Source organism: Cyclobacterium sp. (genome assembly GCF_014762705.1).
Taxonomy (GTDB): Bacteria; Bacteroidota; Bacteroidia; order Cytophagales; family Cyclobacteriaceae; genus Cyclobacterium.
In genome coordinates this window covers 88,163-104,959 of record NZ_JABURL010000075.1, presented here as the reverse complement: position 1 = coordinate 104,959, position 16,797 = coordinate 88,163, and the positions used below count along the sequence as shown (strand labels likewise).

The 16,797-nt window shown below is 43.8% G+C and carries 16 protein-coding genes; 3 read left to right on the top strand and 13 right to left on the bottom strand.

Annotated elements, in window-relative coordinates; translation table 11 throughout:
* Positions 1 to 65: 65 nt before the first annotated feature.
* Both pafA and HUJ21_RS14140 read right to left on the bottom strand, forming a co-directional pair.
* Positions 66 to 1,706 (bottom strand): alkaline phosphatase PafA, encoded by a 1,641-nt coding sequence (gene pafA, locus HUJ21_RS14145; protein ID WP_291370827.1) that lies wholly within the window; start codon positions 1,704 to 1,706, stop codon positions 66 to 68.
* A 232-nt stretch (positions 1,707 to 1,938) separates the two neighbouring features.
* On the bottom strand, positions 1,939 to 2,583 hold the full coding sequence (locus HUJ21_RS14140) for a carboxypeptidase-like regulatory domain-containing protein (protein WP_166142135.1): 645 nt from the start codon (positions 2,581 to 2,583) through the stop codon (positions 1,939 to 1,941).
* Positions 2,584 to 2,730: 147 nt separating this feature from the next.
* On the opposite strand from HUJ21_RS14140, the gene HUJ21_RS14135 reads away from it, so the two are divergent.
* From HUJ21_RS14135 to pruA, 3 genes are all read left to right on the top strand, one after another.
* Positions 2,731 to 3,114, top strand: a complete 384-nt coding sequence (locus tag HUJ21_RS14135; protein WP_166142133.1) for a metalloregulator ArsR/SmtB family transcription factor — start codon at positions 2,731 to 2,733, stop codon at positions 3,112 to 3,114.
* A 10-nt stretch (positions 3,115 to 3,124) separates the two neighbouring features.
* On the top strand, positions 3,125 to 3,820 hold the full coding sequence (locus HUJ21_RS14130) for a YjjG family noncanonical pyrimidine nucleotidase (RefSeq protein ID WP_291370823.1): 696 nt from the start codon (positions 3,125 to 3,127) through the stop codon (positions 3,818 to 3,820).
* Between the two features lie 76 nt (positions 3,821 to 3,896).
* Positions 3,897 to 5,531 (top strand): L-glutamate gamma-semialdehyde dehydrogenase, encoded by a 1,635-nt coding sequence (gene pruA / locus HUJ21_RS14125; RefSeq protein ID WP_291370821.1) that lies wholly within the window; start codon positions 3,897 to 3,899, stop codon positions 5,529 to 5,531.
* A gap of 48 nt (positions 5,532 to 5,579) precedes the next feature.
* On the opposite strand, the gene HUJ21_RS14120 is transcribed toward pruA, so the two are convergent.
* The 11 genes from HUJ21_RS14120 to HUJ21_RS14070 all read right to left on the bottom strand — a co-directional run bounded on the left by HUJ21_RS14120 (position 5,580) and on the right by HUJ21_RS14070 (position 16,788).
* On the bottom strand, positions 5,580 to 7,079 hold the full coding sequence (locus HUJ21_RS14120) for a glycoside hydrolase family 32 protein (protein ID WP_291370819.1): 1,500 nt from the start codon (positions 7,077 to 7,079) through the stop codon (positions 5,580 to 5,582).
* A gap of 18 nt (positions 7,080 to 7,097) precedes the next feature.
* A complete protein-coding gene (locus HUJ21_RS14115) occupies positions 7,098 to 8,300 on the bottom strand; it encodes an ATP-binding protein (RefSeq protein ID WP_291370817.1) in 1,203 nt (400 codons plus the stop codon).
* Between the two features lie 259 nt (positions 8,301 to 8,559).
* Positions 8,560 to 9,873, bottom strand: coding sequence for an ABC transporter permease (locus HUJ21_RS14110; protein WP_291370815.1), 1,314 nt, complete (start codon positions 9,871 to 9,873; stop codon positions 8,560 to 8,562).
* Entirely contained in the window at positions 9,863 to 10,765 is a 903-nt protein-coding gene (locus HUJ21_RS14105; protein WP_291370813.1) for an ATP-binding cassette domain-containing protein, read from the bottom strand. Before HUJ21_RS14105 ends, HUJ21_RS14110 begins: the two co-directional genes overlap by 11 nt.
* 56 nt (positions 10,766 to 10,821) lie before the next feature.
* Positions 10,822 to 11,709 carry a hypothetical protein gene (locus HUJ21_RS14100; RefSeq protein WP_291370811.1) on the bottom strand — a complete coding sequence of 296 codons (888 nt, stop codon included), beginning with the start codon at positions 11,707 to 11,709 and terminating at the stop codon, positions 10,822 to 10,824.
* A 69-nt stretch (positions 11,710 to 11,778) separates the two neighbouring features.
* On the bottom strand, positions 11,779 to 12,888 hold the full coding sequence (gene dnaJ / locus HUJ21_RS14095; protein WP_291370809.1) for a molecular chaperone DnaJ: 1,110 nt from the start codon (positions 12,886 to 12,888) through the stop codon (positions 11,779 to 11,781).
* Between the two features lie 6 nt (positions 12,889 to 12,894).
* Positions 12,895 to 13,482 carry a nucleotide exchange factor GrpE gene (locus HUJ21_RS14090; protein ID WP_291370807.1) on the bottom strand — a complete coding sequence of 196 codons (588 nt, stop codon included), beginning with the start codon at positions 13,480 to 13,482 and terminating at the stop codon, positions 12,895 to 12,897.
* An 80-nt stretch (positions 13,483 to 13,562) separates the two neighbouring features.
* On the bottom strand, positions 13,563 to 14,552 hold the full coding sequence (obgE, locus tag HUJ21_RS14085) for a GTPase ObgE (RefSeq protein WP_291370805.1): 990 nt from the start codon (positions 14,550 to 14,552) through the stop codon (positions 13,563 to 13,565).
* 113 nt (positions 14,553 to 14,665) lie between these two features.
* Complete coding sequence (locus tag HUJ21_RS14080; RefSeq protein ID WP_291370803.1) at positions 14,666 to 15,238, bottom strand: adenylate kinase; 573 nt, start codon at positions 15,236 to 15,238, stop codon at positions 14,666 to 14,668.
* A 28-nt stretch (positions 15,239 to 15,266) separates the two neighbouring features.
* Positions 15,267 to 15,800 carry a hypoxanthine phosphoribosyltransferase gene (gene hpt / locus HUJ21_RS14075; RefSeq protein WP_291370801.1) on the bottom strand — a complete coding sequence of 178 codons (534 nt, stop codon included), beginning with the start codon at positions 15,798 to 15,800 and terminating at the stop codon, positions 15,267 to 15,269.
* Positions 15,801 to 15,876: 76 nt separating this feature from the next.
* Positions 15,877 to 16,788 carry a M20/M25/M40 family metallo-hydrolase gene (locus tag HUJ21_RS14070; protein ID WP_291370799.1) on the bottom strand — a complete coding sequence of 304 codons (912 nt, stop codon included), beginning with the start codon at positions 16,786 to 16,788 and terminating at the stop codon, positions 15,877 to 15,879.
* Positions 16,789 to 16,797 lie beyond the last annotated feature (9 nt).

Here is a 16,797-nt window from a genome sequence, read left to right as displayed (position 1 = left end):
GATTAAACATAAAATGCCAGACTGGTCAGTCTGGCATTTTATGTTTTCAATTCGTTTAAAGTATATTATTCCACATCCAGAACCTCACCAATAGGCTGTCCGGACGCTCCATTTGGCAATCGGGTATGCAACAACATGGATAAGGTAGGTGCAATATCGGTAATGGTGGCATAACGGCTGCTGCTTCCTGGCTTGATACCCCAACCATAAAATACTATGGGTACATGGGTATCATAAGTATAACCTGTGCCATGGGTGGTCCCCCTTACTGAGTTGCTTAGCCAGGCGGGCTCCAAAATCACCATCACATCACCCGATGACTTGTGATTGAAACCCATCTGCAAAAGGCTTTTCCTTCCTTTAGTGTATTCCAGTCGCCTGAGATCTTCACCGGTATAAGTTTCTTTGATGCCATCAAAACGCAACATAAAATCCGCCACTGCTTTTTGCAGCTCCCCGAAAGACAAACCTTTTTCCTCTGCCAGGGAGCGGTTTAAGAATACCTGTTCATTGGAATAGTTTAAAATCCAGTTTCCTTCTCCAAAATGCTGATTGGTGAAACCCCGGAGTTGCGTCAGCACAAAGCGGGTGTCCAGGCTTCCGGCGGCTACTCTTTCACTTTGCATGTACCTAACCACATCCGCTACACCATGATCTGCGGTCAAAAAAACCAGGTACTCGCCCTCGCCAATTTCCTTATCCAGGTGATCAAAGAAATCAGCCAGTTCCCTGTCCAGCCTGAGGTAATTGTCTTCTACCTCCACCGAAGAAGGTCCAAACCTGTGCCCGATATAATCGGTAGAAGAAAAACTTACCGCCAAAAAGTCTGTTTCTCCCCTTTTGCCCAACTGCTCTCCTTCAAGTGCCGCATAGGCCAGGTCCAGGGTAAGGGTATTACCGTAGGGAGTAGTGCTGATCAGGCCCAACCCTCCATTATTTTCTTTCAATGCCGCCAAATCATAGGGGAAAGTGGGCGTTTCCATACCTATAAAAGGGGATTCAAAATCATTATTATCAGGAGCTCCCTGTACGTAGCTTTCCAGTGGGAAGAGGGTTTCCCAAGTCTCAGACAGGTATTTTTCCGGAAGTTTTCTGGCATTAAAGGCTTTTGCCCAATCGGGCAATGCATCATGATAATAAGTAGATGTCATGAATTCCCCGGTTTTGGCATCATACCAATAAGCATCACCCAAGTGTCCTGCCGGTAAGGCAGCTCCCCGGTCTTTGATGGCAACGCCAACGACTTTCGAGCGCTTTCCGGTAGCGAACATGAGTTCGTCCGTAATGGTACTGCTCAATAAGTTTCTGGGGGAAATTTCTCCACCGGAGGGGCTACCGGCCACCCCGGAAACAGTACTGTCTTCTGCACAGTAAATGGTTCGTCCCAAAGACCGCACATACCAATCATTACCGATGATCCCATGGGTAGCGGGTGTTGTACCTGTATATACGGAAGCGTGGCCAGGGCCGGTATAAGTGGGGATGTAGTTATAATGCCCGTTTTTCATCATAAAACCCTCATTCATCAGGCGCTTGAAACCACCCTCCACAAACCTGTCCTGATAGCGGTAAAAATATTCCTGCCTCATTTGGTCTACTACTATGCCAATAACCAGTTTTGGTCTTTCCGGGCTTTTGGATTTACTGTCTTGTGAAAAAACTGAATGAGACAAGATCAGGAAGGCCAGAACAAATAAATTTTTCATGTTTTTAGATTTCTTATTTCGGCAAATATACCTTTTTGATTTATTTGAAATAAATAGATGATGACCATCTCATCTGAAAAGTGATGAGCGGAAAAATTTTAAGCGGAGCTTTACACAGTTCATTTGATGTGTTTATACCTTTTTTTTGAACGGTCACCTAGCTGTCACTACTGTCGGGAGCACCTCGCCAGAATAATCATATCAATGTGTGACGCTTTCGCCATGCCCGATTTCAGTCCCTGTTTTTCAGGTCTCCATTTTTTATGGATTTGATAAATTGGGCCCAGGCAAAAGGGTTAAGTAGCGGCAAAGGCCTTGGACCATACCTGTCCAGGGTTTGTTGGGTTTGCTGGTTGGTAAATTGCCTGAAATTCTCATTTCCCGAAGCAGGCATTTCTTCAGCCCACTTTAAAAGTAATTGCGGGCTGAGGTTACCCCTGTTGAGGGGTGGTTCTGCATCTACATTTACGGCCAGAATGGCATTTTTAAATTCTTCCTCGGTGGGATAAGGCATCACTTTCACCTCCTGAAGAGCTATTTCATCCTGTATCATGGTCAGGATATAGCTGACCTTGTCTTCGGTTATATCCGCAGGAATTTTGAGGGTCTGCCTTTTTAGTCCTATGTAGGAAAAAACCACACTGTCCCCGGCCACTACCGGCATGGAAAAATACCCAAACCGATTACTGCTGGTGCCACGGCCCTTTTTGGGAACGTAAATATTTACACCTGGAATCGCAGTGGTACTGTCTGCATTCAGGATCACACCAGATAACTGCACTACTTTTCGATCAGGGGTATCCTGAGCTGTGGCAGATTGGTGAATCCCTAAAAACCCCACTACAAAAACGGCTAGTATTGCGATAAACTTTTTCACTTCTTTTATTTTTCAGGAGGCCTTTCCTTTTCATTTACGGGAGAAAATCAAGCCTGTTTGGTTACAAAGCCAATGATTTCACGATAATAAGTGAAATACAGCTGAATTCATTAACTTCAACATGTTTTATTTGTTAAAGTTAATTAAATGCGCTTAAAAAACATAAGTTTAAATTATGGGATGCGGGTATTTAAAGCCCTTTCAGAGGAAGCAAGGGTGAGAATTCTGCACTTGTTGATGCAAAACCAGGAATTGTGCATTTCAGATCTGGAGCATATCCTGGATTTTACCCAAACTAAAACCAGCCGGCACGTAACATATTTAAAGCATGCGGGTTTAATAGGCAGTAGAAAAAAAGATCAGTGGACATTTTATTATGTATTGGAAGAAGCCCAGGAAATACTGGGTCAGATTTTAAAATTCATCCAAAAAGACCAGAACCTGTTGAGAGATCAGGAGATTTATGAAATTCTCTACTCCAATAGGGAACTGGCCAAAAATAAAATTCAAAACAATCCATATAGAAAATAAAACAATCAGCGTGAAAAAGTACCAACATATTTTTTTTGACCTGGACCATACTTTATGGGATTATGACAGCAATGTCAGAGACACGCTGCTGGAATTATTTGCCCGTCACCGGTTGGCAGAGTTGGGGGAAATCACGTTTGAATCCTTTTTTGAGGCCTTTCTGACCACCAATTATGAACTTTGGGACCAGTTCAACCGGGGCAAGGTAAATCAATCCGATATGCGAAAAATCCGCTTTATCAAGGTTTTTTCCAGGGCAAAGTTGTCGACCGACCATATTCCCAGCACCTTCGAGAGGGATTTTGTATCCCAAACATCTTCCAGGTCCAAAGTCATGGACCATACTTTCGAAATTCTGGACTACCTGAGTAATGGATATGCCCTGCACATCATCACCAACGGCTTCAATGACAGTCAATACGCCAAATTAAAATATTCCGGATTGGCGCCCTATTTTAAATTAATTGTGACTTCTGAAAGCTCGGGATTCAGAAAACCGGACAAAAGAATTTTTGTCCATGCACTGGAAAAGCTTGGCAGCAAGCCTGATGATTGTTTGATGATTGGAGACAATCCAAACTCCGATATATTGGGTGCCAAGAATGCAGCCATCGACCAGGTTTATTATAACCCCCGGGGAATAACTGATCCGGTACAATCTACCTTTACCATCAGACACCTATCCGAACTAAGAGCCATCCTGTGAACCCTCCTTTCGGCTAAGCCGTTGTTTATTTGTATATTTGTTATAAATAAACTAACCAGGTAAACAACACAATTGTATGCTAAAAGGCTTTTTTAATGTACCGGAACCAAAGAATGAACCAGTCAGGAACTATGCACCAGGATCAAAGGAACGAGCCTCCCTCCAGGACGCCATTGCTTCTGCGAGATCCCAGGTAGCAGATATTCCCATGTATATAGGAAGTGAAGAGATAAGAACGGGTAAAACATCTTCCCTTCATCCTCCCCATGACCACCAACATCTGTTGGGCAATTTTCATGAAGGTGATAAGGGTCATGTAACACAAGCCATCAATTCGGCTTTGGGAGCCAAGCCTGCATGGGAAAACATGCAATGGGAACAAAGAGCTGCCATCTTTCTGAAGATCGCCGATCTGTTGTCAGGCCCCTACAGGGACAAAATCAATGCCGCAACCATGTTGGGGCAATCCAAAAATGCTTTCCAGGCGGAAATAGATGCCGCTTGCGAGTTGATCGATTTTTTGCGCTTCAATGTGAAATTCATGACGGAGATCTATGCCCAGCAGCCTCCCATCAGTGGAGATGGCGTCTGGAACCGGCTGGAGCAAAGACCACTGGAAGGCTTTATATTTGCCATTACTCCTTTTAATTTCACAGCCATTGCCGGAAACCTCCCTACAGCCCCTGCCCTGATGGGCAATACAGTCATTTGGAAGCCCGCACATACCCAGATTTATGCAGCCCATGTATTGATGCAGGTTTTTAAAGAAGCCGGTCTTCCTGATGGGGTAATCAACCTGATCTATGTAGATGGACCGGAAGCAGGGGAAGTGATCTTTTCTCATCCCGACTTTGCCGGATTACATTTTACCGGTTCTACTGGTGTTTTCCAACATTTATGGAAAACCATAGGAAACAATATCTCCAGGTACAAAACCTACCCCAGAATAGTAGGCGAAACAGGCGGAAAAGATTTTGTCGTTGCCCATAAATCGGCCCATCCAAAGGCCCTGGCCACAGCACTCAGCAGAGGAGCCTTTGAATACCAGGGACAAAAATGCAGTGCAGCATCCCGCGCCTATATTCCCTCAAATATATGGGAAGAGGTAAAAGAATATTTATTGCAGGACCTGGCTTCCATGAAAATGGGGGGAACCGAGGACTTTGGTAATTTTATCAATGCGGTAATCGATGAGAAAGCTTTTGATAAAATAAGCGGATATATAGCTGCGGCCAAAAAAGCCCCCAATGTGGAGATAATTGCGGGAGGAAATGTGGATAAATCAAAGGGTTACTTTATCGAACCCACGGTCATTTTGGTAGAAGACCCCCTTTACAAAACCATGGTGGAGGAAATTTTCGGACCGGTATTGACCATTTACGTCTATCAAGGGGATCATTTTGAAGAGGCCCTGGAACTGGTAGACCAGACTTCTCCCTACGCGCTTACCGGAGGCGTTTTTTCCACCGATCGTTATGCCATAGAGATGGCTACTACCAAATTGCGCCATGCGGCTGGAAATTTCTACATCAACGACAAGCCCACCGGCGCGGTAGTGGGGCAACAGCCCTTTGGAGGCTCCAGGGCTTCCGGAACCAACGATAAGGCCGGGTCTATGATCAATTTGCTGCGTTGGGTTTCTCCGAGAACCATCAAGGAAACCTTCGTCAGTGCCACAGATTACCGGTATCCTTTCCTGGGAGAATCCTGATATTACCCTGAATCAAAGCACTGCCCTGAGCGGCAGTGCTTTGATTTTTTACCAAACGGACTTTAGATAATGTAGCTGATTTTCGTTTTCAAATCCCTTCAGGTGAAGCTGGGTATACCTTTCCCTGGGAAAAACCAGATCCGTCATCACCAGCTCCCCATTATTGATGAAAATTTCTATGGATGACCTGTCCAGGAAAATGCGGAGTTCCTCTATTCCCAGGCCATTCACAGCTGCGCTGTGCCTGGCTGGAAATCCATCGTTAAAATCAACCAGGCCCGATTCGGTCCTGTCCACAAACAATGTATCTCCCTTCTTTTCAATGATTACCCGCTCTCCGGCCGGGTTGCTGAATTCAATACTGAAATCGGCAGCACTGCTTTGAAGCTGTAGTTCTACCAGCTCCTGCTCCAGTGTAATGTTTTGCCCGGAAATCACCTGACTTTCTTCCCTGAGCATTTCCAATTCCTTTACCGGCCGGGAAGCCAGGTGGTATTCCTGATCGATAGAATACAACTCAAGACTCCTGGGCAAGGTATTGGCGGAGCGCCAGACTTGAGTAGGCACTACATTGGCATACATCCAATTACTCATCCAGCCTATAAACAACTTTCGTCCATCAGAAGCCGGGACATTGGACCAGGTGACACCTGCATAATTGTCCGCTCCATAATCCAGCCATTTCACGGTCTTCTGGTCGGTGGTAAAATGCTTTCCATCAAAATCTCCTATAAAATACTGGGTGGCTGAACCCCCATTGGGTCCTCCGGGATTGATGCTAACCAGTAAAACCCATTTTTGCTCCCCTTCAGGTGTTGTCAAAGGAAACAAATCAGGGCATTCCCAAACTCCACCATAAGCGGCCCAGTCCGGGTTAAAATCACTTAAATGCTCCCAGCCAAGCAAATTATTCGAAGAATAAAAACTGATTTTGTCCTTTACCGCCAGGGACATGATCCATATTTCCTGATCGATTTGGGTCACTTTCGGATCGCGAAAGTCTTTGATACCGGGGTTTTCCAGAACCGGATTGTTTTGGTATTTCTCCCAGGTACGGCCATTATCCAGGCTGAAAGCAAGTCCCTGGGTTTGATAATCATCCTTTCCCGCTTCAGCTCCAACCGGATCATGATAGGTGTAAAGCGCCACCAAAGGAGGGTTTTCCGGGGATCCTAGACCACTGCTATTGGTAGCATCAAAAACTGCCGATCCTGAAAATATCCATCCCAGGCTATCTGGTTCAATGGCCACAGGCAAATGTTCCCAGCGGACCAGGTCATTTGAAACGGCATGTCCCCAATGCATGGGGCCCCAAACATTGCTATCCGGATAATATTGGTAAAACAAATGGTATTCGCCTTCATGAAAAACCATTCCATTTGGGTCATTCATCCAGTTGGCTTCGGGGCTGAAATGATACTGAGGCCGATGTGGTTCATTGTAAATTTTTGAATCACTGGTGTCTTCTGAGCCAAGGGGTGCGCTAGAATTGCATGAAGCAATCATGGTGGTGATGAATAACAGGCTCCAAATGATGTATCTGCTCATAATGATTTTTTTAATAGATTATTCACTACTGTCCCTTACGCCCAACAACACAATTCTAAAAGTAGTCCCTTTTCCCAACTCTGAGGCATTTACAAAAATCCTTCCCTTGTGATAGCCTTCAATAATGCGTTTGGCAAGGGTAAGTCCGAGCCCCCATCCCCGTTGTCGGGTGGTAAATCCTGGATTGAAAACCTTGGCAAACATTTTTTTCTCTATCCCTTTGCCTGTATCATTGATATCTATCAGGACATATTTCTCACTTTCTTTGACAATATTTATCCTGATGGCTCCCTGCCCTTTCATGGCATCCACAGCATTTTTACAAATATTTTCGATCACCCATTCAAACAATGACCGGTTCATCTGGGCATAAATGTACTCTGCATGGGAGTTGAGCTCAATGGATACCTTACTGGATATACGGGGTCTCAGGTAATTGATCGCATCACCAATCACCTGATGTACATTTTCGGGTTTGATGACAGGGCTGCTTCCGATATTGCTAAACCTCTCGGTCACCATGCTTAGTTTTTTGATGTCCTTTTCTATTTCGATGATGACTTCCTGATTTTCATCGAAAACAGGGGAATTTTTCAGGTAATCAATCCAGGCCATCAAAGAAGCCAGCGGGGTACCCAACTGATGGGCGGTCTCTTTGGTAAGGCCGGCCCACAGCCTGTTCTGCTCGGCCACTTTACTTTGGTTGAAAAAAGCATAGGCAAGTATTCCAAACACCAAAATAACAGACAGCTGCACATAAGGATAATATTGCAGGCGGGTCAGAAGGTCAGAGTTTCTATAAAAAATAAAAGCATCGTCAGAAAGCCGTATGGGATCATACAAGGCTTTCATCGCTTCCAGCTCTTCCAGCAATTGCAGCCTTTGTTCCTCTTCGGTGCTGTTTTTCCTGAAATTTATGTTTTTATACTCAATGGGCTCTCCCTCAGCATTAACGGTGATTACCGGAATGGATTTATTTTCCTGAATGATCACCTGGAAAATAAAAGTCAGGTTATCAGAATTGACAGAAGCATATTCCAATGCTTCGGCATAAAGGTCCACCTGCCTCTTTTCCCGGATTTTGAGTTCCTCCACCAGGGTGTTGGTATAATAAATGGATCCGAGTCCAATGATTACGGAAAAAGCGAACACGCCCCATTTCACTTTACCCCTGTTTTGGTAGAGGTCCAAAGATGTCAGGTCTTGAAATTTTTTATTCATTGCAAAATAATGATTCCGAACTTAAGGAAGTTCATAATGAGAAACAATATTAAACACTCATTATTGTATCGGGAAAAATAAAAAATGATTATCAGTTTGGGAAATTGGAGTGAAACAATCGGCCGGACGCCATTTCGAGGCTTGAATGAAGGGCTTTGGTTTTAATTTAAGCAATGAGATAGCTGGATGAGTCCTTTGAAATCAATCTGATGGCTCATAAGATACACCCGATTAAAACAGCTTAAGGCATGCATTGACTTTAGCCATTATCCTTCAACCATTTCCACAAAACCTTATACCCCACTTTAGAGCCATGGACCAAAATGCCAATGCGGTAAATTTTTCCCGCCAGCCAGGTAGTAAATAAAAATCCTGCCACCAATAAGCCAATGGAAATGGCCAGCTGCTCCCAGGGCACCCCAAAACTTACCCTGCCCATCATGGCTACCGGAGAAGTAAATGGAATAATTGAAAGCCAAAAGGAAACATTGCTGTTGGGATCATCCAGGACAAAAATAAACAAACCCATATAGGCTATCAACAAGGGAATGGTTACCGGAAACATGAATTGTTGTGCATCAGAAGGACTGTCTACTGCGGCACCTATGGCGGCAAAAAAGGCACCATACAACAAATACCCACCCACAAAATATATAAGGAAAGTCAGGGTAAGCTGAATGAAATCAATTCCCTGCACCATTCGCAGGATTTCTACCAAACCCTCCTGACTTGCTCCAGGGAGAAGCTCCTGCTGTCCGGACATTTCCATCAATTCCTGTTGGGGCATTTTCATGCCGAAATAGCCCACCACTAATGAGGATATGGCACTGATCAGCAGTATCCAGATCAAAAACTGGGTCAGGCCCACAGCTCCAATTCCAATTATTTTCCCCATCATTAACTGGAAGGGTTTTAAAGAGGATACCAGGATCTCTATGATCCTGCTGGATTTCTCTTCGATGACTCCCTGCATGATCTGATTGCCGTACACAAAAATAAAAGTATAAATCAGGATTCCGGCCAAAAACCCCACAGCGTAATTGACCACTGAGTTGGAAACACGTTCACCACCGGGCTCGCCTAAGATGACGGCGCTTATTTTGATGTTGGTTTTAAGGGAAGAAAGTACATCTGGGTCTATGCCAGAGGCGAAAAGCCTGAATTCCTCAATTTTATTTTTTAGTGCCGCCTCCAGACTTGTGATCATGGATATGGGAGCAATTTCCTCGCTGTAAAAGGTAATTCCTGTGGGTTGGTCCAGGTTCAATTCAGGGATATACAATAAACCAAATCTATCCCCATCTTTCACCAGTTCCCTGGCTTCCTCGCGGTTTAATCCTCCGTAAGAAAAAGTAAAAGACTCATTATTTTCTAAAAAATAAGCATTGTTTTCGTCTACCACTTCTATGAATTTTCTGGACTCAGGGGAAACATCAGACATGGCAATCCACAAGAACAATCCCAGAATGGTGGGGAAAATTAATGGGGTAATGATGGTTGCCAGTAAAAAAGACCGCTTTTTCACCCTGGCCAGGTATTCTCTCTTGATGACTAAAAAAATCTTACCCTTCATCACTCTCGTTTATTTTTTGGATAAAAATTTCCTCTATACTGGGTACAATTTCTTCGAATCCCAGTATTTCTCCATACTGCATGAGATTGGCCAGGATTGCATTGGGCTGCTGCCCGTTGAGACTTATGGTAAATTCCACATGTCCTTCACCTGCCACCACATCTCCCCAGGGGGGCACATTTGTCTGGTCTTTAACGGTCATTTTCACCCTAAATTGGTTGGTTTTGGCTTCGTTCTTAATGGTTTTGACCGGTCCATCCAGAATTTTCCGGGACTTGTTGATCATGGCGATATGATCACAAAGCAATTCAACCGATTCCATTCTATGGGTAGACAGGATAATGGTGGTCCCCTGCCGCTTCAGTTCAAGAATTTCGTTTTTTATGATTTCGGCATTTACCGGGTCAAATCCTGAAAAGGGTTCATCCAAAATCAGCAGATCGGGTTGGTGAATAACAGTTGCTATAAACTGCACCTTTTGGGCCATTCCTTTGGAGAGGTCCTGAATCTTATTGTCTTTCCATTGGATCAGGTTTAACTTTTCCAACCAGTTGCTTATCCTTTCGACTGCATCCTGCCTGCTCAGGCCCTTAATCCGGGCAAAGTAAAGCAACTGCTCCTTTACTTTCATGGTTTTGTACAGGCCCCTCTCTTCTGGTAAATAGCCAATATTCCTTACATGCCGCATTTTAAGCGGCTGCCCATTGATCAATATTTCCCCGGAATCCTGGTCAATGATCTGATTTACAATCCTGATAAAAGTAGTTTTGCCTGCCCCATTGGGGCCCAAAAGCCCAAAAACAAGGCCCTGTTCCACAGAAAGATCGAAATCTTTCAATGCCACATGTGCCCCGTAAGACTTATTCAATGATCGGACGCTTAATATTTCCAAATAGCTAGTTATGTTAAATACAGGCAAATAAAACAAAGAAGCCCCTGAAAGGACTCTTATTCCAAAGATACTGAACCCACAGAAACATCTATCATGAAAGTCATTAGATTTTGGGCATCTGCCTGGTATCCCTTACTGACATATGTTTTTTCGCCAATTTCCCTCAGGTGGCCGGGCACTTTGGTCCTGCACATGGCAGTGGATTTAATTTTAACCACGTAGGGTAGATTTGCGGAAGGCAACTTAATATTTACCGCACCGGCCCCAACCATGGCATTTACTGTAGTGGCAGCTGCCATGGTATCCCCAAAGGATAAGTTTACGGAGCCATAGTTGACATCAAACATCAAATGCCTGGCATTGGACATTTGCAAATCATCGGCGTAAAAGGACCCCATGTTTATGGCTACCGACAAGGTGTCCATAGTGACCGAATTGGGTACCTGTTTGGAGTAATTTAAAAAAACATCCGCCGAGGCAGTTTTTACAAAACAATTGGAAACCGGCAAATTTGACAGATCAAGCCTGGCTTTTCCAATCCCAAAATGAAGCCTCAGGTCATACAGAAAATTGGCATCCAAACCAACTTTCCATTTGTGGTCAAAATCATCATCACCGCTGGAAAAAAGTCTGTAAGAGAGATTTTTGCTCAGACTTTCAGACTCTACGTTTTTATGCTCAATAAGGGCATAAAGCACTCCCTCGGAATAATTGTGCGTGAATGTGGGGAGGATATTTACCTTTCCCAATTCTGCATCGGCAATCAATGGAAAGCCCTTGTATTCTCTTTGAATGGTAGACACCCCTTTATAGCTGGAAAAGTTAAGGTGAACCAGGTTGATTCCCTCCCTTTCTTTCACCTCAAAATGCCTTAGAATTTGCGCTTCGGAGGAAATAACGAGACAAATGATCAGACAAGTGGCAAAATTCAATTCCTTAAACATACCGATTAAATACGGTTGGGATATCAAAAGGTTTTTTAAAAAAGAAAAGCCGTCAGCCGGCTATCTCTTTTAAAAGAATTCCTTGACTTTATCAAAGATGCTTTTTTCTGATTTCCCTGGATTAGGCTTAAAGTTCTCTGAATCTCTAAGCGATTCCAGCTTTTCCCTCTCCTCTCTGGTTACTTCTTTAGGAGTCCAGACATTGACATGAATCAGTTGGTCGCCTCTGCCGTAGCCATTTAATTCCTTTATCCCTTTTCCTTTCAAGCGCAGTATTTTACCTGCCTGAGTACCGGGTTCAATTTTTATTTTGACCTTTCCATCAATGGTTGGTACCTCAAGGGAGGCGCCAAGTGCCACATCCACAAAACTCAGGTACAAGTCATAGACCACATTATTGCCATCCCTTACCAATACTTCATCCGGTATCTCTTCCACAAGGATCAACAGATCTCCGGGAACTCCTCCGGGAATTTCATTTCCCTTGCTGGAAAGGCTCAACTGCATACCATCGGCAACCCCGGCGGGGATATTGATAGGGATGATTTCTTCTTTGATAACAAGCCCTCTGGAATCTGCATTTGGAGGCCTTTTGTCGACGATTTGCCCACTTCCCTCACAGGCAGGACAAGTACTGGCAGAAACCATCTGACCCAGCATGGTGTTAACTACTTTTTTTACCTGACCACTACCCTGACAGGTAGAACAGTTTTTAAAAGTAACGCCGTCGGCGATCATGTGGCGTTTCACTTTGATCTTCTTTTCGACACCGTTGGCCAATTCCCTAAGGTTCAGTTTGAGTTTAACCCTGAGATTGGTGCCTTTCTTCGTTCTTCGTGAACTTCTTCCACCGCCTCCGAAGAAGGAGTCAAAGCCTCCACCTCCAAAAATGTCTCCAAATTGGGAAAAGATGTCATCCATATTCATGCCACCTCCGCCGAAGCCACCATTGCCTCCAAGGCCCTGGTGACCGAATTGGTCATATCTTTGCTTTTTCTCCGCATTACTCAACACCTCATAGGCTTCAGCTGCTTCTTTGAACTTGTCTTCCGCTGAGGGGTCGCCGGGATTTTTGTCCGGGTGATACTTGAGGGCCAACTTTCTGTAGGCCTTTTTTATTTCTTCCGGGCTGGCATTTTTATCTATGCCCAACACCTCATAATAATCTCTTTTCGCCATAAATCTTTATTTTCCAATTACCACTTTAGCAAATCGAACCACTTTACCTCCCATCGTGTAGCCTTTTTCAACCACATCCACAATTTTACCTTTCAAATCTTCTGACGGGGCAGGGATCTGCGTGATTGCCTCATGGTATTCTGCATCAAAGTCTTTGCCTACCAGGTCCTTCATAGGTTCTAATCCCTTGGAAGTAAGGACCCTCAACAATTTGTTATAAATTAACCTGCTTCCTTCCTGTTTTTGATCATCCTCTCCGGCATCTGCCTGGGCCTTAAACGACCTTTCAAAATCATCAATAACAGGCAATATTTCCTGGATCAGCTCCTGAGAAGCCGTATTAACCAGGTCAAGCCTTTCTTTGGCAGTTCTTCTGCGGAAATTTTCAAACTCAGAATACAACCTGACATATTTGTCCTTCAATTCCTGATTTTCCTTTGACAAATTGTCTTCAGGTGCTTTGGCTTCCGGATCATTTCCTTCCTGAACATCCAAATCGGCATCCTTGTTCACATCTCCCTCATTTTTAGGGTTTTCAGCAGTTTCTGTTTGTTCCAGGTCCAGATCCTTTTCGTCTTTTGTTTTATCTGTCATGTTTAAATCCGTTTTTCAAAAATCCTTTTGATGAAAACAATTAACTTGCCATTTTATCAATGTATGCCATTCTGACACAATTACTGCAATGACTTCCAAATCAAGTCTTTGAGCAAAGGCAACTGAAAGCCACTCACAGCTGACAGAAACAAATGAGGAATGTCCTTTGGAATTTCCGATTCCAGTGCTTTCATCAGTTCAGCATCCAGCAAATCTGCTTTGGATATGGCCAGAATACGTCTTTTATCCAGTAATTCCGGATTATAGCGCTCCAGTTCTGCCAATAAAACCGCATACTGCTCGCCGATATGGGACGCATCAGCAGGGACCACAAACAACAGAATGGAATTTCGCTCAATATGCCGCAAAAACCGCAGGCCAAGTCCTTTACCTTCTGCCGCCCCTTCGATAATGCCCGGAATATCCGCCATCACAAAAGATTTACCATCTCTGTAGGCGACCACTCCCAGGTTGGGCACAAGTGTGGTAAAGGCATAATCGGCTATTTCCGGTCTGGCTGCGGATAAGCTGGAGAGCAGGGTGGATTTTCCGGCGTTGGGAAAACCTACCAAACCTACATCTGCCAAAAGTTTCAATTCCAGAATGATCCATTCCTCTATCCCCTCACCACCGGTCTGGGCAAAATGTGGGGCCTGATTGGTGGCTGTTTTGAAATGGTCATTGCCCAGTCCTCCCCTTCCTCCGGGCGTTAGCACAAATTCCTGCCCGTCTTCCGTGATCTCACACCTGAATTCCCCGGTTTCGGACTCCCTGGCTACTGTGCCTACAGGGACTTCCAAAACAATATCTTGTCCATCAGCGCCTTTTCTTCTTCCCCCTTCTCCATTTTTACCCCGCTCAGCTATGACATGTTTCTTATATTTAAGATGAAGCAAGGTCCAGAGCTGTGCATTGCCTCTCAAAATGACATGGCCGCCTCTACCTCCATCTCCACCGTCAGGGCCTCCCTTGGGTACATGCTTTTCCCGCCTAAAATGGACAGAACCATTTCCTCCTGCCCCCGAACGGGAACAAAATTTCACATAGTCAATAAAATTTGATGCTGCCACTCTATCCTTGGTTTTTTTCTGGTCTCCTTATTTGTTTGGACGGAGTTCTCCCATAAAATAAAATAGCTAAGCCGTTACGCTTAGCCATAGTACTGTATGCACAAAGGTACGAATTAATATTCATCTATTACAGCACAAATCTTTCCGAAAATCTCATCTATGGCTCCCACACCATGGATTTTGGATAATTTGCCCTGCTTTTGATAATATTCAGCCACCGGCAATGTTTCTTCTTTATATACCTTTATCCTGTTGTTGATTTTTTCTTCATCCTGGTCATCAGACCTTCCGGATGTTTTTCCCCTGTCTTTAATGCGCAGCTTTAATTCCTCTTCAGGAACTTCCAGAGATATCATTCCGGAGATATTTGTTCCTTTTTTTAGCAGCAATTCATCCAATGCCCTGGCCTGTGCCACTGTTCTAGGGAACCCATCAAAAATAAAGCCCTTAAGATCGGTAGAGGAATTGATCTTGTCATCCACCATACCAATCACTACCTCATCAGGGACAAGGTTACCTTCATCCATGTATTTCTGAGCCAATTTACCCAGTTCAGTACCCTCTCCCAAATGCTTTCTGAATAAATCTCCGGTAGATATGTGATCCACTTTATATTTTTCAATTAATTTTTCACTTTGGGTCCCTTTGCCTGCTCCGGGAGGGCCAAACAAAACAATATTTAACATAGATTTATTTTTTTTGTGAAATGGAATTTTATTTTTCTCTTTTTTGATACAAATGTCTGAGATTTCTCCCCTTGCCGCAATAATCCAGGCCGTACCCAACGACAAAAAGGTCCGGGATATCAAAACCCCTGTATTTTATGGTTACACTTTCTTTCAAGGCTTCCGGCTTTACCAACAAACTGGCAATTTCAACACTTTTAGGATTTTCCCTTTTGATCAAATCCAGTAAATAAACCATACTTTGGCCGGTATCCACGATGTCTTCTATAATGACCACATCCCGGTCTTTCAAAGATTCGCTCAATCCCAGCAATGGGGTAATGTTACCTGTACTTTTTGTTCCTGAATAAGATGCCAGTTTAATAAAAGAAACATCCGCTGTCAGGTTGATTTCCTTGCAAATATCAGACATAAACATAAAACTACCGTTCAAAACCGCCAATAAAATCGGATTTTTTCCATAATAGTCTACATTGATAGCTTTGGCAAGCTCTTTTACCCTGATCAAAAGCTTGTCTTCCGGAATAAAAAGTTCAAAGTCCAAGTCCTCTATTTTAATCATGCCAGGATATTAGGTTCACAAAAACAAATAATTTCGGGGTTTATATTCTTTCGAAGAAAAGACATTTATTAATCCATTACAAATTTCGCATCAAATATTGGTACAGTTTTATCAGGTCCTCCACATCTTTTAAACTGGCTTTTTCCTGTGGGGTATGGGGGTTTTCCTCTGCTACACCTATGAAGCACCAATCAACCGGATATGGGCTCATCTGAATCTCCCTGCCATCACTTCCGCCATATGCCTCTACTTCCAATTGATATTGCACTCCGGATGCTTCTGCCAACTCTAAAATGCTATCCAGAAATTTTTTCCTGGGAATGAAGCTATCCCGCATAGAGATAACGGCTCCTTTATTAAAATGAACCCCTTCGGTAATCCAGGTAACATCAGCCACCAAGGCTTGTCTAATGCCCCAGTTTTCAAAAATGAACCGCGTCAGAAAGGGCATGGATCCACCCCCATGCTCCTCATAAGTACTGAATACAATGATACCGTCAGTTAAAGTTTCACATAACCTTATCAGTGCATACATACCAAGCCGGTTGTCCAGGTAGGCTGCTTCAATGAATTCATTCTCTGCCTTAATCTGCTGCTCAAATGAAAGCATGGTACCTCTTTGGATACCCCTGGGAAAATCATGAAACACATTCCCATCCTTTTCATGGGCTTTGCATCGGATAGGTCCTACCAGGTCCACTCCCTGAAGCCAGGCCCCATCGCCTATTTCCGGACCCCCTATCGGTACAAGTTGGTTTTCATACCTCACGGAAAAGCCTACCGTATCCATATGAGCAAAAGCAGCGGTTTTGGGATTACCGAAAACTAGTAGTATATTATCATGGAATTCTTCACCAGAATAAATTTGGGGTGAAACATTCCAGGAGGATCTTCGTTTCAGAATTAAGTCCAGAAGAAATGAAGCTATTCTTGATTCGTCACTTGAAACGCTATTGATCTCAAGAATTTCTTTTAATAAAATGTCCATTGGCATAGT

Excerpts from the sequence above, each read along its gene's own strand:
- HUJ21_RS14100 (WP_291370811.1), bottom strand. The coding sequence starts at position 11,709 with ATGTTTAAGGAATTGAATTTTGCCACTTGTCTGATCATTTGTCTCGTT.
- HUJ21_RS14070 (WP_291370799.1), bottom strand. The coding sequence starts at position 16,788 with ATGGACATTTTATTAAAAGAAATTCTTGAGATCAATAGCGTTTCAAGT.
- HUJ21_RS14115 (WP_291370817.1), bottom strand. The coding sequence starts at position 8,300 with ATGAATAAAAAATTTCAAGACCTGACATCTTTGGACCTCTACCAAAAC.
- hpt (WP_291370801.1), bottom strand. The coding sequence starts at position 15,800 with ATGATTAAAATAGAGGACTTGGACTTTGAACTTTTTATTCCGGAAGAC.
- HUJ21_RS14120 (WP_291370819.1), bottom strand. The coding sequence starts at position 7,079 with ATGAGCAGATACATCATTTGGAGCCTGTTATTCATCACCACCATGATT.
- dnaJ (WP_291370809.1), bottom strand. The coding sequence starts at position 12,888 with ATGGCGAAAAGAGATTATTATGAGGTGTTGGGCATAGATAAAAATGCC.
- HUJ21_RS14080 (WP_291370803.1), bottom strand. The coding sequence starts at position 15,238 with ATGTTAAATATTGTTTTGTTTGGCCCTCCCGGAGCAGGCAAAGGGACC.
- HUJ21_RS14135 (WP_166142133.1), top strand. The coding sequence starts at position 2,731 with ATGCGCTTAAAAAACATAAGTTTAAATTATGGGATGCGGGTATTTAAA.
- pafA (WP_291370827.1), bottom strand. The coding sequence starts at position 1,706 with ATGAAAAATTTATTTGTTCTGGCCTTCCTGATCTTGTCTCATTCAGTT.
- HUJ21_RS14090 (WP_291370807.1), bottom strand. The coding sequence starts at position 13,482 with ATGACAGATAAAACAAAAGACGAAAAGGATCTGGACCTGGAACAAACA.
- HUJ21_RS14110 (WP_291370815.1), bottom strand. The coding sequence starts at position 9,873 with ATGAAGGGTAAGATTTTTTTAGTCATCAAGAGAGAATACCTGGCCAGG.
- pruA (WP_291370821.1), top strand. The coding sequence starts at position 3,897 with ATGCTAAAAGGCTTTTTTAATGTACCGGAACCAAAGAATGAACCAGTC.